General features: G+C 70.2%; 14 protein-coding genes and 2 pseudogenes. 9 read left to right on the forward strand and 7 right to left on the reverse strand.

The window, feature by feature from the left end:
- Positions 1 to 11: 11 nt before the first annotated feature.
- Both CES90_RS32230 and CES90_RS32235 read left to right on the forward strand, forming a co-directional pair.
- Entirely contained in the window at positions 12 to 875 is an 864-nt protein-coding gene (locus CES90_RS32230) for a hypothetical protein (protein ID WP_189787240.1), read from the forward strand.
- Between the two features lie 220 nt (positions 876 to 1,095).
- Positions 1,096 to 1,632, forward strand: coding sequence for a hypothetical protein (locus CES90_RS32235; RefSeq protein ID WP_189787241.1), 537 nt, complete (start codon positions 1,096 to 1,098; stop codon positions 1,630 to 1,632).
- 38 nt (positions 1,633 to 1,670) lie between these two features.
- Here the strand turns inward: CES90_RS32235 and CES90_RS32240 are convergent, their stop codons facing one another.
- From CES90_RS32240 to CES90_RS32255, 4 genes are all read right to left on the reverse strand, one after another.
- Positions 1,671 to 2,243, reverse strand: coding sequence for a PadR family transcriptional regulator (locus tag CES90_RS32240; RefSeq protein ID WP_189787242.1), 573 nt, complete (start codon positions 2,241 to 2,243; stop codon positions 1,671 to 1,673).
- A gap of 32 nt (positions 2,244 to 2,275) precedes the next feature.
- Positions 2,276 to 4,291, reverse strand: a complete 2,016-nt coding sequence (locus tag CES90_RS32245) for an NADPH-dependent 2,4-dienoyl-CoA reductase (protein WP_189787243.1) — start codon at positions 4,289 to 4,291, stop codon at positions 2,276 to 2,278.
- Between the two features lie 126 nt (positions 4,292 to 4,417).
- Complete coding sequence (locus CES90_RS32250) at positions 4,418 to 5,224, reverse strand: putative protein N(5)-glutamine methyltransferase (protein WP_189787244.1); 807 nt, start codon at positions 5,222 to 5,224, stop codon at positions 4,418 to 4,420.
- Positions 5,225 to 5,386: 162 nt separating this feature from the next.
- Positions 5,387 to 6,148 (reverse strand): GNAT family N-acetyltransferase, encoded by a 762-nt coding sequence (locus tag CES90_RS32255; protein ID WP_189787245.1) that lies wholly within the window; start codon positions 6,146 to 6,148, stop codon positions 5,387 to 5,389.
- Between the two features lie 244 nt (positions 6,149 to 6,392).
- On the opposite strand from CES90_RS32255, the gene CES90_RS32260 reads away from it, so the two are divergent.
- From CES90_RS32260 to CES90_RS32280, 5 genes and pseudogenes are all read left to right on the forward strand, one after another.
- Positions 6,393 to 6,977, forward strand: coding sequence for an Rv1733c family protein (locus CES90_RS32260; RefSeq protein ID WP_189787246.1), 585 nt, complete (start codon positions 6,393 to 6,395; stop codon positions 6,975 to 6,977).
- Positions 6,978 to 7,343: 366 nt separating this feature from the next.
- Positions 7,344 to 7,682, forward strand: a complete 339-nt coding sequence (locus tag CES90_RS51375) for a DUF485 domain-containing protein (RefSeq protein WP_373313578.1) — start codon at positions 7,344 to 7,346, stop codon at positions 7,680 to 7,682.
- Positions 7,676 to 9,298, forward strand: a complete 1,623-nt coding sequence (locus CES90_RS32270; RefSeq protein WP_229914328.1) for a solute symporter family protein — start codon at positions 7,676 to 7,678, stop codon at positions 9,296 to 9,298. Before CES90_RS51375 ends, CES90_RS32270 begins: the two co-directional genes overlap by 7 nt.
- 111 nt (positions 9,299 to 9,409) lie before the next feature.
- Positions 9,410 to 9,523: pseudogene (locus tag CES90_RS32275) on the forward strand (acetylxylan esterase); the annotation flags it as partial.
- Between the two features lie 83 nt (positions 9,524 to 9,606).
- The gene (locus CES90_RS32280; RefSeq protein ID WP_189787248.1) at positions 9,607 to 10,581 is read left to right on the forward strand and encodes an acetylxylan esterase; all 975 of its coding nucleotides are present in this window, start codon (positions 9,607 to 9,609) and stop codon (positions 10,579 to 10,581) included.
- 60 nt (positions 10,582 to 10,641) lie between these two features.
- Here CES90_RS32280 and CES90_RS32285 read toward each other — a convergent pair whose 3' ends face one another.
- Complete coding sequence (locus CES90_RS32285; RefSeq protein ID WP_189787249.1) at positions 10,642 to 11,367, reverse strand: class I SAM-dependent methyltransferase; 726 nt, start codon at positions 11,365 to 11,367, stop codon at positions 10,642 to 10,644.
- A gap of 63 nt (positions 11,368 to 11,430) precedes the next feature.
- Between CES90_RS32285 and CES90_RS32290 the strand changes: the two genes are divergently transcribed.
- On the forward strand, positions 11,431 to 13,020 hold the full coding sequence (locus tag CES90_RS32290; RefSeq protein WP_189787250.1) for an alpha-amylase family glycosyl hydrolase: 1,590 nt from the start codon (positions 11,431 to 11,433) through the stop codon (positions 13,018 to 13,020).
- A gap of 106 nt (positions 13,021 to 13,126) precedes the next feature.
- Here CES90_RS32290 and CES90_RS32295 read toward each other — a convergent pair.
- Both CES90_RS32295 and CES90_RS32300 read right to left on the reverse strand, forming a co-directional pair.
- Positions 13,127 to 13,297 (reverse strand): annotated as a pseudogene (locus CES90_RS32295) (barstar family protein); the annotation flags it as partial.
- Positions 13,298 to 13,348: 51 nt separating this feature from the next.
- Positions 13,349 to 15,238 (reverse strand): sulfatase-like hydrolase/transferase, encoded by a 1,890-nt coding sequence (locus CES90_RS32300; RefSeq protein WP_189787251.1) that lies wholly within the window; start codon positions 15,236 to 15,238, stop codon positions 13,349 to 13,351.
- 336 nt (positions 15,239 to 15,574) lie between these two features.
- Between CES90_RS32300 and rho the strand changes: the two genes are divergently transcribed.
- Positions 15,575 to 16,702 (forward strand): transcription termination factor Rho, encoded by a 1,128-nt coding sequence (rho, locus tag CES90_RS32305; protein ID WP_189787252.1) that lies wholly within the window; start codon positions 15,575 to 15,577, stop codon positions 16,700 to 16,702.
- The last annotated feature ends 77 nt before the right edge of the window (positions 16,703 to 16,779 follow it).

The raw sequence follows: 16,779 nt of genomic DNA on the forward strand, positions 1-16,779 counted from the left end.
GGACCCGTCCCATGCCGCAGCCCCCCGTTCGATCCGACCGTTCGGATGGCGAGTTCGCCGACCTGTTCGCCCGCAGGACGCGCACCCCGCTCCGTGGCTTCCTGCCCGGCCGCCGGGTCTGGAACGCGGTCGGCGGCTCCGCGGCCGCGGTCGTGGTGATCGCCGGCTCCGCCACGGCCGTGGCCGCCATCGACTGGAGCACCGACTCGTCCGAGAAGGTGACCACGGCGGCCGACAAACCCGCCGAGGAGAATTCCTCCTCCGACGACACCGAGAAGGCGTCCGCCGTCCCGTCGCCGAAGGAGCAGGACAAGGGCAAGGGCAAGGGCGACCCCGAGGTCGTCTACGTCCCGGTCTCCGGCGGAGCGGGAACGGGAGGCGCGGCACAGTCGACGCAGGACTCCGGCACGGAGTCCGGCACGGGAGGCACCTCCGGCTCGACCGGAACACAGGAGAAGCAGAGCACGACCACCCAGAACACCGGGTCGCAGACGACGGCCGGGTATCTGTGGTCCGACGGGAGCGTGGAGGCCGACTCCAACGACTACTGGGACCAGAGCACTGTCACGGTCGAGACCACCAAGCCGCTCACCTCGCTCAAGGTAGTCGTCCGCATCATCCAGACCGGCGGCGTGTCGAGCACCGGCACCTGGACCTCCCTGGGCGACAAGGTGACCGTGGGCCAGAACTCCACCAGCGACCAACTGGGGTACGTCATCACGCTGAAGTCGGGTGTCACTCTCGCCCCTGGCACCTATGTCTTCAAGGTCCAGTACAACCACGACCGGGGCCGGCGCGACGCGGGCCGCGACCTCTACAACGTCACCGCCACGTCCACCGGTTCGACCACCGAGTTCGAGAAGGGCGGCTTCTGAGCGATGCCCGCGACGCGGGGGACGTCTTTGATGGAGCGCTCGACGGCATCGCGCGGATGAGCGGCGTCCCCCGTACGGCGGAATCCGTCACCTGCTCGGGGGCGGTCCGCATGCGGGCGGGGCTCGGGGCACGTTGGCTCGGCCCTGAGGCAGCACGGGTCTCCCGATCCCCGGCGGCGCAAGGGATGTCCCGCCGACCGTGCCGCCGGAGGGCAGACCCATGCGTACGTCTCAGCTACTCCTCCGCTCCGGACTGACCGTGGCCACCGCCGCGCTGCCGATCGCCCTGGCCGCGCCGTCGGTCGCCGTCGTCCCCACGGGGATCTCGGTGAGCACCACGGGCTCCTCGGTCACCGTCACCACCAGAGATTGCCCCACCAGCGCCAACGGCGTGTTCGGCACCGCCTCGCTGCTCTCCACCGGGCAGGCGAATTTCTCCCAGGGCCGTCAGGTGACGCTCACCGGCACGAGCACCACCCAGTCCGCCTCCTGGACGAACGTGACCCCCGGCACGTACACCGTGATCGTGGTGTGCAGGGACGGGACCACGGCGGGCACCCAGTCCGTCATCGTCACCGCCGCCACCCCCACCATCCGCGCGACCGCCTCGCCCTCACGGGGGGTCATGGGCGGTCTCGGCGGAGCCACCGAGGAGTACGGCACCCTCACCCTGGTGGGCGGTGGAGCGCTCGTGGCGACGGGCACGGTGGCGGCGGTCTGGTACCTGCGCCGCCGTGCCAAGCCGCACCGGCTGTGAGTGCCGGTGGGCGGCCGCCCGGTGAAGCGGACGGCCGCCTACTCGCGTTCCGGCCGTTCCTCACGGCCACCGCTCTCCGGTAGCCGCTCGAACTCCTCCAGGGCGTCGGCCAGCCACTGGGTCCAGAAGGTCTCGAGGTCGATGCCGGCCCGCAGGATCAGATGCTGGAGCCGGTCCCGGGTGGTGTCCCGGCCCGGCCCGAAGTCCCGTTTCTCGATCTCCTCGTAGTCGGCCAACTGCCGCTGGTGCAAGGCGAGATGGCGCCGCAGGTCGTCCGTCAGACCGGTCGTGCCGACCACCGCCGCGGCGCGCAGTCGTACGAAGAGCGCGTCGCGCCACGGCTTGGGGTCCTGGGGGGCGGAGGTCCAGCGGGCCAGTTCCTCGCGGCCCGCCGGCAGCACCTCGTAGCTCTTCTTCTGTCCCCGGGCGGGCCGCTCCGTGGGCAGGGCGCGGATGTAGCCCTCGCCCTCCAGTTTTCCCAGCTCGCGATAGATCTGCTGGTGCGTCGCCGACCAGAAGTAGGCGATCGACTTGTCGAACCGCCGGGTCAGTTCGAGGCCGGACGACGGCTTTTCGAGCAGGGCGGTGAGGATCGCGTGCGGGAGTGACATGGGCTCATCCTAGGTACGCCCGCCAAGGGGCCTCAGAGTGCTGCCGCGAGCTCCGTTCCCTGTTTGACGGCCCGCTTGGCGTCCAGTTCGGCCGCGATGTCGGCGCCGCCGATGAGGTGCGCGGAGTGTCCGGCGGCGACCAGGTCGTCGTAGAGGTCACGGCGCGGTTCCTGCCCGGTGCAGAGGACGACCGTGTCGACTTCCAGTACCTGGCGGACTCCGTCGACGGTGATGTGCAGCCCGGCGTCGTCGATGAGGTCGTACTGGACGCCGGGGACCATGGTGACGCCGCGGTGCTTGAGTTCGGTGCGGTGGATCCAGCCGGTGGTCTTGCCGAGTCCGGCGCCGACCTTGGAGGTCTTGCGCTGGAGGAGGTGGACCGAGCGCGGCGGGGTGGGGCGTTCGGGGCGTGCGAGTCCGCCGGGCGCGGCGTAGTCCATGTCGACGCCCCACTGCCGGAAGTACGCCGCCGGGTCCTCGCTCGTCTTCTCCCCGCCGTCGGTCAGGTACTCGGCGACGTCGAAGCCGATGCCGCCGGCGCCGAGGATCGCGACGCGGTCGCCGACGGGGGCGCCGTCGCGCAGGACATCGAGATAGCCGAGGACCTTGGGGTGGTCGACGCCGGGGAGTTCGGGGGTGCGCGGCGTGACGCCGGTGGCGACGACGACCTCGTCGTACGCCGTGAGGTCGTCGGCCGCGACGCGGGTGTTCAGCCGAACGTCGACGCCGTGCGCGTCGAGTCGGTGACGGAAGTAGCGGAGGGTCTCGTCGAACTCCTGCTTGCCGGGGACCTTGCGGGCCACGTTGAGCTGGCCGCCGATCTCGCTCGCGGCGTCGAACAGGGTGACCTCGTGGCCGCGTTCGGCCGCGGTCACGGCGCAGGCGAGGCCGGCCGGGCCCGCGCCGACGACGGCGACGCGTTTGCGCAGCCTGGTCGGGGAGAGCACCAGCTCCGTCTCGTGGCAGGCGCGCGGGTTGACCAGGCAGGAGGTGATCTTGCCGCTGAAGGTGTGGTCGAGGCAGGCCTGATTGCAGCCGATGCAGGTGTTGATGGCCTCCGGCGTACCGGCGGCGGCCTTGTTCACGAAGTCCGGGTCGGCCAGCATCGGGCGGGCCATGGACACCATGTCGGCGTGGCCGTCGGCGAGCAACTGCTCGGCCAGTTCCGGGGTGTTGATGCGGTTGGTCGTCACGAGCGGCACCTCGACCGCGCCCATGAGCTTGCGCGTCACCCAGGTGTACGCGCCGCGCGGCACCGAGGTCGCGATGGTGGGGATCCGGGCCTCGTGCCAGCCGATGCCGGTGTTGATGATGGTCGCCCCGGCCGCCTCGACGGCCTTCGCCAGCGTGACCACCTCGTCGAAGCTCGACCCGCCGGGCACGAGGTCGAGCATCGACAGCCGGTAGACGACGATGAAGTCCTCGCCGACGGCCTCGCGCACCCGGCGCACGATCTCGACGGGGAAGCGCATGCGGTTCTCGTACGAACCGCCCCAGCGGTCGGTGCGGTGGTTGGTGCCCTGGGCGATGAACTCGTTGATCAGGTAACCCTCGGAGCCCATGATCTCGACGCCGTCGTACCCCGCCTGCCGGGCGAGCCGGGCCGCACGGGCGTAGTCGTCGATCGTCCGCTCGACCTCGGCGTCGGTGAGCTCGTGCGGGACGTACGGGCTGATCGGGGCCTGGAGCGCGCTCGGCGCCACGAGGTCGCGGTGGTAGGCGTACCGTCCGAAGTGCAGGATCTGCATCGCGATCCGGCCGCCCTCGCGGTGTACGGCCTCGGTGATCTCCCGATGCTTGTCCGCCTCGGCGTCGGTGGTGAGCTTGGCGCCGCCCTCGTACGGCCGTCCGGCCTCGTTGGGTGCGATACCGCCGGTGACGATCAGGCCCACTCCCCCGCGTGCCCGGGCCGCGTAGAACTCCGCCATACGCGCGAAGCCGCGCGGGGCCTCCTCGAGACCGACATGCATGGACCCCATGAGCACACGGTTCGGCAACGTGGTGAAGCCCAGGTCCAGCGGGCTCAGCAGATGGGGGTAACGGCTCATGGGGGCCTCCGTGCGTGGCGTCGTCCCTCTTGTTGTAGACGACGCCACCAGGTTTTTGCAACTAGTTGCATAAAACTGGGCCCTGAGACGGCCCTGCGGGCCGATAAGAAAGCGGGGCGCGAACCCTCAGACCGGCACCGGCCGACCACCGATCACCACATGCGCGTACATCTCCTCCGAGACAGCCGTCCGAGCGACGAGGCCGGCGCTGAGGAAGATGTCCAGGGCCGACGACATCTGACGTTCGCTCGTCTCGATCAGCAGACAGCCACCAGGAGCGAGCCACTCAACGGCCCCCGCGGCAACCCGACGCAGAACGTCGAGACCGTCCGTACCGCCGTCGAGCGCGACGAGCGGTTCGTGATCGCGAGCCTCTGCCGGAAGCAGACCGACCTCGCCGCTGGGGACGTACGGCACGTTCGCCGCGAGGATCCCGACCCGCCCGCGCAGTTCGACGGGCAGCGCCGCGTACAGGTCGCCCTCGTACGCGCGACCGCCGTACGACACGAGGTTGCGGCGGGCGCAGCGCACCGCAACCGGGTCGATGTCGGCGGCGTGCAGTTCGACCTCGCCGCCTCCCCCGCTGAGCGCGGCGGCCAACGCGGCGCCCACCGCGCCCGAGCCGCAGCACAGGTCGACGACCACACGGGCACCGGGGACGGCGGCCAGGGCCTCGGCGACGAGGAATTCGGTACGGCGGCGGGGGACGAACACGCCGGGTTCGACAGTGACGCGCAGGCCCGCGAACTCGGCCCAGCCGAGGACGAGTTCGAGGGGCAGGCCCGCGACGCGCCGGTCGACCATGGCGGCCACCTCGTCACGGGTGCGTGCGGTGGTGAGGATCAACTCCGCCTCGTCCTCGGCGAAGACGCAGCCGGCGGCACGAAGTGCCGTGACGACGGAGGCGGTGGAGAGAGTGGAAAGAGGTGGCATGAGAGCCGAGAGCCTTTCGGTGGGCCGAAGGGCGCTCTCGCGGTGGGCCTATCGGCCGTGCACCGCGTCGCGTTGAGGTGAGAGCACCCGACCTGACACAGCGGTAATGGGTCTCACCTCCTCGGTCCACGTGGCGACTGGCGCGGTCACTTTACCCCATGGTCATGACGGAACTTCAAGGCCGGACCCGGTGGTCGCCAGCCCTTCGGCGGCCGGCACCCGGGCCGCCATGAACCGCACCGTGCGGCGCAGCCGGAAGCCGAGCGTCTCGTACAGCCGAAGGGCGTTCGTGTTGGCCGCGGCGGCGTGCAGGAACGGGGTTTCGCCGCGCTCCCTGATGCTGTGGGCGACGGCGAGGATCAGCCGGGTGCCGAGGCCCGAGCCGCGCCACGCCTCGTCGGTGCAGACACCGCTGATCTCGGTCCAGCCGGGCGGGTGCAGCCGCTCGCCGGCCATCGCGACCAGCGCGCCGCCCCGGCGGATGCCGAGGTAGGTGCCCATGGCGACGGTGCGCGGCAGGAAGGGGCCGGGCCGCGTGCGGGCGACCAGGTCGAGCATCTCGGGGACGTCGGCGGGGCCGAGCCGTACGGCCTCGCCGTCCGGGGCGGTGTCGACCCCGGCGTCGACGAGTTGGACGCCCGCCAGGTCGAGGGTCACCTCCCAGCCGGCCGGGAAGCCGCCGCTGAAGCCCGCGATCGCGACCTCCGCGCCGGGACCCGCCAGCGCCGCCAGGTCCGCCCAGTCACCGGCGTCGGGCTCGTCCTGCAGGGCCAGCCAGGGGGACACGTCCACCGGGTACCGCAGCACCCGGCCGCGCTTCTCGGCGAAGTGGGCGTGCGGCCCGGTGAGGGAAGCGAGGGCGGGATTGTCGAGGACGTGCGGTGCGGCGTCGGTGCCCTTGAGCTCGCTCGCGTACTCGGACATGCGCTCTCCACTCTTCTCCACTGTCACCGGGTCACCGTCGGCAATCATTCTCGTACGGTGAGGAGACGAGGAGACGCACTCCCCCTGACGCTCCCGCACCGGTCACCACGCGCCCTTTGGCCGCGCTTCCATGATTTTTGACCCAAACCATGCCATGACGTCCACTTTCGGGTACACCGGAAGTGCGGACCAGTCCTAACCGGGGTTCCCGTACATGAGGACCACGCCGGTGAGGGAGGGTGAGATGCAAGGCCAGGTGTTCGGGTGGCGGTGGCGTTCCAACCCGCTGCGCCGGCGCTCGGACGTCGTCGAGGCGTGGACGGTGTTGATCGTCGCGTTCCTGCTGGTCGTCGGCGCTCCGGCCGCCGGAATCGCGGTGGGCCAGTGGGCCCACGGGGACGCGCGGGCGCACGCGGTGGCGCAGCGTGCCGAGCTCGACCGGGTCAGCGCCGTCATCGTGGAGAAGGCCCCCGCCCCGGTGCCCTCGGCGTACGGCGACAAGCAGCCCATGCACTGGGTGCAGGCCCGCTGGACGGAGCCCGACGGCGGTTCCAGGACCGGCGAGGCGCGGGTGCCGGCGGGTACGAAGCGCGGTGATCGCGCCGACGTCTGGCTGGACTCGGCGGGCCGCAGTGTCCCGCCGCCGCCGACCGACACGGCCGTCTGGCAGCACGCCCTGGCCATGGGCACGTGTGCCACGGGGGGTGTCGTCGGCATCGTTCTCGTGCTGCATTTCGCCGTACGCCGGGTTGCCATCCGGCACCGGCTGGCCGAATGGGAACAGGAGTGGGCGCGCACGGGACCCGACTGGGGGCACCGCTGGGCGTGACCTGCAAAAACGAGAACAATGCTCAGCCAAAGGCTGTGCAGCGCATGCCGGCCAGTCTCGAAACGTCCACAAAATCCACCCCCGCAAGGCGGTTGATACTTCAATAGCCTCGCTGACATAATCCGCTGTCTCCCCCACAGTTCCGCACAGCGGCTTGACTCCCGAAACGCTCGAAATTCCCCAGGGACCAAAGCCGCGACCGCACGGAGACGCGTGCGAGACATAAAGCAGCGAAGAGGGTGCATTGTGTCCAACTACACGGCACGGTACGACAGTTCCGTCCCGTTTCCTCCCCCGTCCGACCATGGAGGCGATCAGTTTTCCCCCGCACCCGGCCTGGGACGCGCACCGGCGGGCCGACAGCCCATACACACGCACCCTGAATTCCGTTCAATAAGCGCCACATATCGCAGATTCGGAGTGTGGGCGACCACGCTCTCGGTCGGCGGATTCCTGGTCTACGTCCTCCTGTCGAGTTTCGTACCAGGGCTGTTGAATGAGCGCCTGATCGGTCATCTCACGGTGGGACTGATCCTCGGTCTGGCCCAGTTCGCCATCATGGGCGTGACCGCGTGGCTGTACGTACGGCACATGCGCAAGAACGTCGACCCGGTCGCGCGCCGGCTCCGTGCCCAGCTCGAAGAGCGTGAGGCCGAACAGCAGCAGCGCCGGATTCCGGCCGGACGGCGGTTCCGCACGTGGTGACGACTTCCTTCACGGCTTCCTCCACGACGGCCGCCGGCGTGGCCGACGCGTTCAGCCTGCGGCTGACCTTCGTGCTGTTCCTGACCGTCGTCGTGATCACCCTGTTCACGGCACTTCTGACCGCCCCGCAACGGGACGAGATCAGCGAGTTCTACCTCGGTAACCGCGACATGTCGCCGCTGCGCAACGGCCTGGCGATGTGCGGCGACTATCTCTCGGCCGCGACGCTGCTGGGCAGCACCGGCCTGGTCGCCCTGACCGGGTACGACGGTCTGCTCTACCTCTGCGGCACGGTCGTCGCCTGGATGATGGTGCTGCTGCTCATCGCCGAACCCCTGCGCAACGCGGGCAAGTTCACGCTCGGCGACGCCCTGGCCCGGCGCCTGCCCCTGCAACAGCGGCAGGTCCGGCTGGCCCTGACCGTCTGCACACTCGCCGTGTGCACGCTGTACCTGGTGGCCCAACTGGTCGGCAGCATCGCCCTGATGACCCAGTTCGTCGGCGAACCCGGCCCGAACACCCGCATGACGATCGTGATCATCATCGGCTCCATCGTCACCATCTACGCGGCGATCGGCGGTATGCCGGGGGCGACGTTCATCCAGGTCGTCAAGGCCGTCATGCTCGTCGCCGGGGTCACGATCGTGACCGTGATGGTGTTGAACCGCTTCAACTGGAACGTCGACAGTCTTCTGTCGTCCGCCGTCGCGGGCAGCAACCTGGGCGACGCGTACCTCCAACCGGGGCTGCGCTATGGCGGCGGCCCCATCAGCAAGCTCGACTTCCTCAGCCTCCAACTGGCCATCGTGCTCGGGCTCGCCGCGCTGCCGCACGTGATGATGCGGCTGCTCGCGCCCCGCCAGACCCGGGTGCTGCGCACCTCGGTGCTGTGGGCCGTCGGTCTGGTCGCGTTCGTGTGTCTGATGGCCGGCATCATGGGCCTCGGTGCCACCGCGGTCGTCGGCCGGGAGACCATCGCGGACATCGACCACAAGGGCGACGCGGCCGTGCTGCTCCTCGCCGGCGAACTCGGCGGCGAGTTCCTCACCGCGATCGTCTCCGCACTGGCCTTCGTCACCCTCCTCGCCGTCGCGGCCGGACTCACGCTCGCCGCGGCCTCGTCGGTCGCCCACGACCTCTACGGCGAGGTCATCCGCAAGGGCAAGGCCAAGGAGACCGAGGAGTTGGGCGTCGCCCGGATCGCCGCGGTGGCCATGGGCGTCCTCGCCATGGTGATCGCCCTGCTGGCCTGGGGCACCAACACCGCCACGCTGGCGTTCCTGGCCTTCGCGATCGCCGCGTCCGCCATCCTGCCGACCATCGTCTACAGCCTGTTCTGGCGCGGGTTTGCCGCCCGCGGCGCCCTGCTCAGCCTGTACGGCGGTCTGGCCTGCTCCGTCCTGCTGGTGCTGTTCTCGCCGGTCGTCTCCTCCACCCCCGACTCGGTGTACCCGAACGCCGACTTCGCCTGGTTCCCGCTGCAGAACCCGGGCATCGTCTCGATCCCGGCGGGCTTCCTGCTGGGGTGGCTCGGCTCCTTCCTCAGCCCCCCGCAGGACGAAACGGTGTACGAGGACTTCGAGGTCAGGGCACTGATCGGCGCCGACCAGCGGTGAGCCGTGGGGTGTCGCGGGCCCGGGAGCGCCTCATGGCGAGCCCGCGACACCCACGTACGGTGTGATCACCCGCACCTCAAGAACTCAGAAGAACTCAAAAGGTGGTCCTCCATGGCCCTGTTCGACCTGCCGTCGGACGAGCTCCGTGGTTATCGAAGCGCTTCGACGGAACCCGAGGACTTCGACGACTTCTGGGCGAAAACGCTCCAGGAGTCCCGCGAGCACCTCTTGGCGTAGCCCGCGGCGCCCACGTACGGTGTGATCACCCGCACCTCAAGAACTCAGAAGAACTCAAAAGGTGGTCCTTCATGGCCCTGTTCGACCTGCCGTTGGACGAGCTCCGTGGTTATCGAAGCGCTTCGACGGAACCCGAGGACTTCGACGACTTCTGGGCGAAGACGCTCCAGGAGTCCCGCGAGCACGACCTCGACGCCCGTTTCGAGCCGGTCGAGACCCACCTGACGACGGTCAGGACGTACGACGTCACCTTCGCCGGGTTCGGCGGCCACCCGGTGAAGGGCTGGCTGGTCCTCCCGGCCGGGGCCACCGAACCGCTGCCCACCGTGGTGGAGTTCATCGGCTACGGCGGCGGCCGCAACCTCCCCCACACCCATCTGCTGTGGGCGTCGGCGGGCTACGCGCACTTCGTGATGGACACCCGCGGCCAGGGCAGCGCCGGGGCCTGGGGCGGGGGCGGTGACACCCCCGACCCGGTGGGCAGCGCGCCCGCCTTCCCCGGCTTCATGACCCGGGGCATCGACGCCCCCGAGAACTACTACTACCGGCGCGTGTACACGGACGCGGTGCGTGCGGTGGAGGCCGCCCGGTCCCACCCGCTGACCGACGCCTCGCGCACGGCGGTGCTCGGCGGCAGCCAGGGCGGCGGCATCTCCATCGCGGTCGGCGGTCTGGTCCCCGACCTGGTCGCGGTCGCGCCCGACGTGCCGTTCCTGTGCGACTTCCCGCGCTCGACGACCATCACCGACCGCGACCCGTACCGCGAGATCGGCAACTACCTCAAGACCCACCGCGGCCGCGCCGACCAGATCCGGCGCACCCTCGCCTACTTCGACGGCGTGCACTTCGCCGCGCGCGGCCGGGCCGCCGCTCTGTTCTCGGCCGCCCTGGAGGACGCGACCTGCCCGCCCTCCACGGTCTTCGCGGCCTTCAACGCCTGGACCGGCGACGACAAGCACATCGAGGTCTACGAGTTCAACGACCACGAGGGCGGCGGCCCGTTCCAGGAGGCGGCCAAGCTGCGCTGGCTCTCGTCGCACCTCTGAGGCGGGCGGCCACCTCTCGACGGACGGGGATGCGCCAGGGGTGAGGCCCAGTCGGGCGTCTCACCCCCGGCGGGTGGCCACCACCATGCGGCACCGTGGGCTGCCGTCGTCCCGGTGGCCGAACTCCGGCAGGGCGTGCAGCTCCACCTCGAAGCCGGTCCGTTCCAGTTCCTCGCGTACGACGCCGAGCCGGAACGGCCGGTAGTACATGACGAACGGCGGCCGCCAGAGCGCGTTGCGCACCCGCATCGCCGTGTCGAAGCCGAGGGCCGCCCAGTACCAAGGCGAGCGGGGCGGCGCGGGCGCCGGCAGTGGGAAGGCGAAGCGGCCGCCCGGCCGCAGCACCGAGTGGACCTGGGCGAACAGCCCCGGCAGCTCGCCCGGCAGGAAGTGCCCGAACGCGCCGAAGCTCACGACCAGGTCGAACACCGGCCGGAAAGGGAGCGCGCGGGCGTCCCCGCGCACCCAGGCGACGCTCGGGCCGCCCGAGCCCACCTGCTTCTTCCCCACCGCCAGCATCCCCGCGCTGATGTCGACCCCGGTGACGCTCTCCCGGCACACCTCGCGCAACACCTCCATTCCCGCCCCGGTGCCGCAGCACAGGTCCAGGCCGTGCTGGAAAGGCCCCATCGCGGACAAGGCGCGCTCCACGGCCTCCAGGATCGTGTCCGGCGTACGGAACGGGGTGTGGTCGAACTTCGGCGCGAGGAGGTCGTAGCCGCGTTCGACGGAGGAGAGGGCCTGAACGGCGAGTTCGCGGAGGCTGGGGCCTTGCGGGGAGAACATCACTTCAGCTTAGGCCCAAGCATGGGGCAGCGGTCGTGGCGTGCACCCCCTATGGTCCGGAGCATGACTTCGTTCCGTCCTGCCCCGACCTGGCTGGCCGACGCCGTCTTCTACCAGATCTATCCGCAGTCCTTCGCCGACTCCGACGGAGACGGCATCGGGGACTTCGCCGGAATCACCGAACATCTCGACCATCTGTCCTGGCTGGGCGTCGACACCGTCTGGCTGAACCCCTGCTTCGCCTCGCCGTTCCGTGACGCCGGGTACGACGTCGCCGACTATCTGAGGGTCGCGCCCCGCTACGGCACGGACGACGACCTGGCCGACCTCGTCGACGAGGCCCGGCGGCGTGGGATCCGCATCCTCCTCGACCTGGTCGCCGGGCACACGTCCATCGACCACCCCTGGTTCCAGATCTCCGCGAACGACCCGGACGACCATCGCTACATCTGGACGCCGGAGGGCTGCCCCGAGGGCTTCGTCGCCTCCCCCGGCTCCCGCCCGGGCGCGTACCTGCCGAACTTCTTCGACTCCCAGCCCGCCCTCAACTTCGGCTACGCCCGCGAGAATCCGGCCGAGCCCTGGCGGCTCCCGGTGGACGCCGAGGGCCCGCGCGCCAACCGGCACGCCCTGCGCACGATCATGGACCACTGGCTGGGCCTGGGCCTCGCCGGTTTCCGGGTGGACATGGCCGCCTCACTCGTGAAGGACGACCCGGGCAAGGCCGAGACCGCCCTTGTCTGGACGGAACTGCGGCACTGGCTGGACACGGCCCACCCGGACGCGGTGTTGCTGTCCGAGTGGGGTGAACCCGAGGTGTCGATCCCGGCCGGTTTCCACGCCGACTTCTTCCTCCACTTCGGCGGCCCCACCAACGGCCTCGCCCTGCGCTCACTGTGGAGCAACGGCGAAGGCACGGTCCACGAGGACTGGGACCCGCTCGACTGTTTCTTCGACGCGAGCGGCAAAGGCTCACCGCGCCCCTTCGTCGAGGCCTGGACGCGGGCGTCCACGGCCGTCGACGGCATGGGCGGCGCCATCTCCCTCCCGACCGCCAACCACGACTTCTCCCGCCTCAACTGCGGCCCCCGCACGGCCGAACAGCTCCCGGCCGCCTTCGCCTTCCACCTGACCTGGCCGACGCTCCCGGCGATCTACTACGGCGACGAGATCGGCATGCGCTACGTCCCGGGCCTGCCCGACAAGGAGGGCAGCGTCCTCGGCCCCCGCTACAACCGCGCGGGCTCCCGCACCCCCATGCAGTGGGACGACACTCCCAACGCGGGCTTCTCCAGCGCCCCCGCCGACCGTCTCTATCTGCCCCTCGACCCGACCCCCGACCGCCCGACCGTCGCCGCCCAGCGCGCCGACGACACCTCGCTCCTCCATCTCGTACGCCGCCTGACAGCCCTGCGCCGGAGCACTCCCGAACTGGGTTCCGCCGGCTCCGTGGAAGTTGTCCACCTGGGCTATCCGTTCGTGTACGTGCGCGGCGGACGGTACCTTGTCGTCGTCAATCCCCAGCAGGGAGAGGCGAGTTGCTCGTACGCGCCGACCGCTCACCGCACGGTGGAGGCACAGGGCGTGCGGCTCGACGGCGGCACGATCACCGCCCGGGGCTTCGGGTACGGGATCTTCGATCTCGGCGGTTAGCCGGTGCGGCGGATGCCCGGAGCCCCCGCTCCGGGCATCACCCCGCCGCTGATCACGCCAGGGTGACGTGCATACGGCCCTCGGCCAGGACCTCGTCGCGCACCTCGGACCCTTCCGGCTCGGGGACCCAGCCGAAGAGTTCGTACGTCCCCCGAGGCGGCTCCCCGAACAGTCCCTCCACCTCGGCGCACCGGCCCCAGGCGTGGTGCTCCGTCTCGATCAGCGTGAACCGCCCTCGTCGGCGGTGCTCCCGGTCCTCATGCACGGTGGGCATCATGCCGGACCGGGAGCGCCCGTGAATCAATTATTCGCGTCTTGCCGAGATGCCCTAAGGCTTGGGCGAGTTGACGGCGTTCGGCTCCTCGCCGTAGGCGGTCAGGAAGAGGTCGCGGAAGGAGTCCATGCGCCACACGGGGGCGTCGTCGCCGGGGCGGAGGCCGTCCGACCAGCCCCAGTCGTCGATGCGATCGAGGACCTTCGGGTCGCGGGCGAGGATGGTGACGGGTACGTCGTGGTCGGCGCCGTTGCCGCTGACGCTGGCCATGGGCTGGTGGTCGCCCAGGAAGACCAGGACGGTGTTCTCGTCGCCGTACTTCTCCACGTACTCCAGGAGGCTGCGCAGCGAGTACTGGACGGACTTGCCGTACTCCTCCTTGACCTTCACGGGGTCGGTGAACACGTCCGCCGGGTCCTTGCCCGCTTTCTGGATGCCCTTGAAGACGGAGCCGTCGCCGACCTCGTCCCAGCCGACCATCTCCGGCAGGGGCGCCCAGGGCTGGTGGCTGGAGGTCAGGATGATCTCCGACATCAGCGGCTTGTCGCCCTTCTTGGCGGCCTCCAGGCGCTGGAACGCGGTCAGGGTGTACTGGTCGGGCATGGTCGACCAGCTGAACTTCGGCCCCCGGTAGCCGAGATTTCGGGAGTCGTAGACCTGGTCGAAGCCGTAGAAGTCGCCTTCCGGCCAGTTGTACTGGACGCCCGGTACGACTCCGACCGTCCGCCAGGCGCCGGTCTTGTCGAAGGCGCCGGGCAGGGTGAACCGTTCGCCGGCAGTGACCGTGCGGTAGCGGCTCTGGTTGTCGATCCACAGGCCGGTCAGGAAGGTGGAGTGCCCGAGCCAGCTGCTCCCGCCGTACGTCGCGGAGGTCAGCCAGCCGCTCTTCGCGGCGAACCCGGCCGCGCGGAGGTCCGCGTCCGCCTTGTCGAGGGTCGAGGTCACGCCCGGCGCGATGGCCTCGTCCTCCAGCGCTGCCCGGCCGTAGCTCTCGATGAAGGTGAACATGACGTCCTTGCCGCGCAGCCCGGTCAGCAACCGGTCGGCGGGAACATCCGCGAACTTGTCCTGCTCTGCCTCCTTGGCGAACGCGGCCTCGTCCCGGATGGTCTCCTTCGCCCGGGCCCAGCGGTCCTGCACGAAACCGATCGTGTTCCTGGAGGCGAACGCCGTGTCCCCCAGGGGAGTCAGACCGACCGCCGCGCAGGTGATCCACACCGTTCCGGCGACGACCGTGCCCCGCATCGCCCGATCCCGGTGGCGGGCCAGGACGTTCGACAGCCGGACCACCGCCAGCGACGCGGCGACGAACAGCAGCACGACCAGCACCACCAGGCCGATCACCAGGAGCCGAGCGCCCGTGCCGCCCAGGGTGTCCCCCACATACGACTCGGCGTCGTCGAGCAGCCCCCAGTCGAGCACCACGTTGAAGCCGCGCCCGAGGAACTGGTTGTAGCCGATGTCGAGCGCCTTCACCACGATCAGCGCCGCCAGGAACACCCCGGTGAGCACCGACGCGACCAGTCTCGTGCGGCGCGGCAGGACCATCAGCACAGCCGCCCCGAGAATCGGCTCCACGGGTATGCGCACGAACTGCGGCGCCGTGAAGTACTCGACCTTGCCCGGCATCATCAGCGCGAAGAACACGAGGGCGGCGGCCAGCGCCGTGAGGCCCCACGACACGCTCCGCGCGGCGAGGGGGTACTTCCGCCGTAAGGCCGCCGGGTACGCCCGGATCCGCTGCCAACGGCCGCCGCGCTCACCGGCCTCGCCGACCTCATCGGTCTCACCGGCCTCATTGGTCTCACCGGCTTCATCAGCCTGACCGGCCTCGTCGGTCGGCGGCTTCGCGGCTCCTCCTTCTGCCTCGTCGGTCGACGGCTCGGCGGCCTCTGATTTCTCGTCCGTGTCGGGCAGTTGACTGGAGCGCGTGGAGAGCGACACGCGACGTTCCTTCCGTGCGAAGACCGCTGGCAGTGCGCCCATCTGTACGGGGGACCCGCGAGATCAGTTCAACGACCACGGGTAAGTTCATCGGTAAGGAACTGCCCCACGGCGTACGACCGGTAGTGGTAAGCTTCTCTCGGCACGTGTGTTTCGCCCGGTCCGGGCGCCGGTGCCGCTCTCTCATATCCTGAGATCTCTCCCGCTGAACCGCCCGTCGATTCCCGACCGGCCGTCAGCTTCTCCGCACCGCCTCGCGCCTGCGGCCGGGTGTGTGCTCTCTCTCCTCCCCCCTTCTCATGCGTTTTCCATGACGTCCTCGAAAGGACCTCCCCCATGACCACCACCACACTCGAACGCACTTCCACCCATCGGCAGCCCCCGGCCCGGATCACCGGCGTCCTGGAGATCGCACAGGGCGGGCAGGGACACCTGCGCGCCGAGATCGGGCTGTCCACCAGCTCGGATCCACAGGTTCCCGCCGCGCTGATCCGCCGGTACGGCCTGCGCAAGGGCGACACAGTCGAGGGCGTACGCGACGGCCGACGCGCCCTCACCGAGGTCGAGCGGATCAACGGCCGTACGCCCGAAGAGCTGCGCGGCCGCCCGCACTTCGGCGATCTCACCCCGCTGCACCCGCGCACGCGGCTGCGGCTCGAACACCGGGCGAGCGGTGTCACGGGCCGTCTGGTCGACCTGGTGGCACCGGTCGGCAAGGGCCAGCGCGGGCTGATCGTGGCGCCGCCCAAGACCGGCAAGACGGTGCTGCTCCAGCAGTTGGCCGCCGCGATCGCCGCCAACCACCCCGAGGCCCACCTCATGGTCGTCCTGGTCGACGAGCGGCCCGAGGAGGTGACCGACATGCGGCGCTCCGTGCGGGGCGAGGTGTACGCCTCTGCGTTCGACCGGTCCCCCAAGCAGCACATCGCGCTCGCCGAACTCGTCGTGGAGCGCGCCAAGCGGCTCGTCGAGCAGGGCGAGGACGTCGTGATCCTGCTGGACTCCCTGACCCGGCTGTGCCGGGCCCACAACAACGCGGCCGCCGCCGGTGGCCGCACCCTCAGCGGCGGTGTCGACGCCGCCGCGTTGCAGGGTCCGAAGCGGCTCTTCGGTGCCGCCCGGCTGACCGAGGAGGCCGGCTCCCTCACCATCCTCGCCACCACCCTGGTCGAGACCGGCTCCCGCGCCGACGACTTCTTCTTCGAGGAGCTCAAGGGCACCGGCAACATGGAGCTCCGCCTGGACCGCGCCCTCGCCGACCGGCGGGTCTTCCCCGCGGTCGACATCACCCCGTCCGGGACCCGCCGCGAGGAACTCCTGCTGACACCGGGCGAGTTGTTCGCCGTACGAGGGCTGCGGCGGGCCCTGCGCTCGCGTGAGGGCCAGGCGAACGTCGAGGCACTGCTGGAGCGGATGCGGGCCACGCCGGACAACGCGACGTTTCTTGGGCAGTTGTCGCGATAGAGCTCGGGGGTCAGGGTGCGTTGGCTGCTGTGGGTTCGTGTGTGGTTGCTCGCGCAGTTCCCCGCGCCCCTGAAAAG

Source organism: Streptomyces capitiformicae (assembly GCF_002214185.1).
Lineage (GTDB): Bacteria > Actinomycetota > Actinomycetes > Streptomycetales > Streptomycetaceae > Streptomyces > Streptomyces capitiformicae.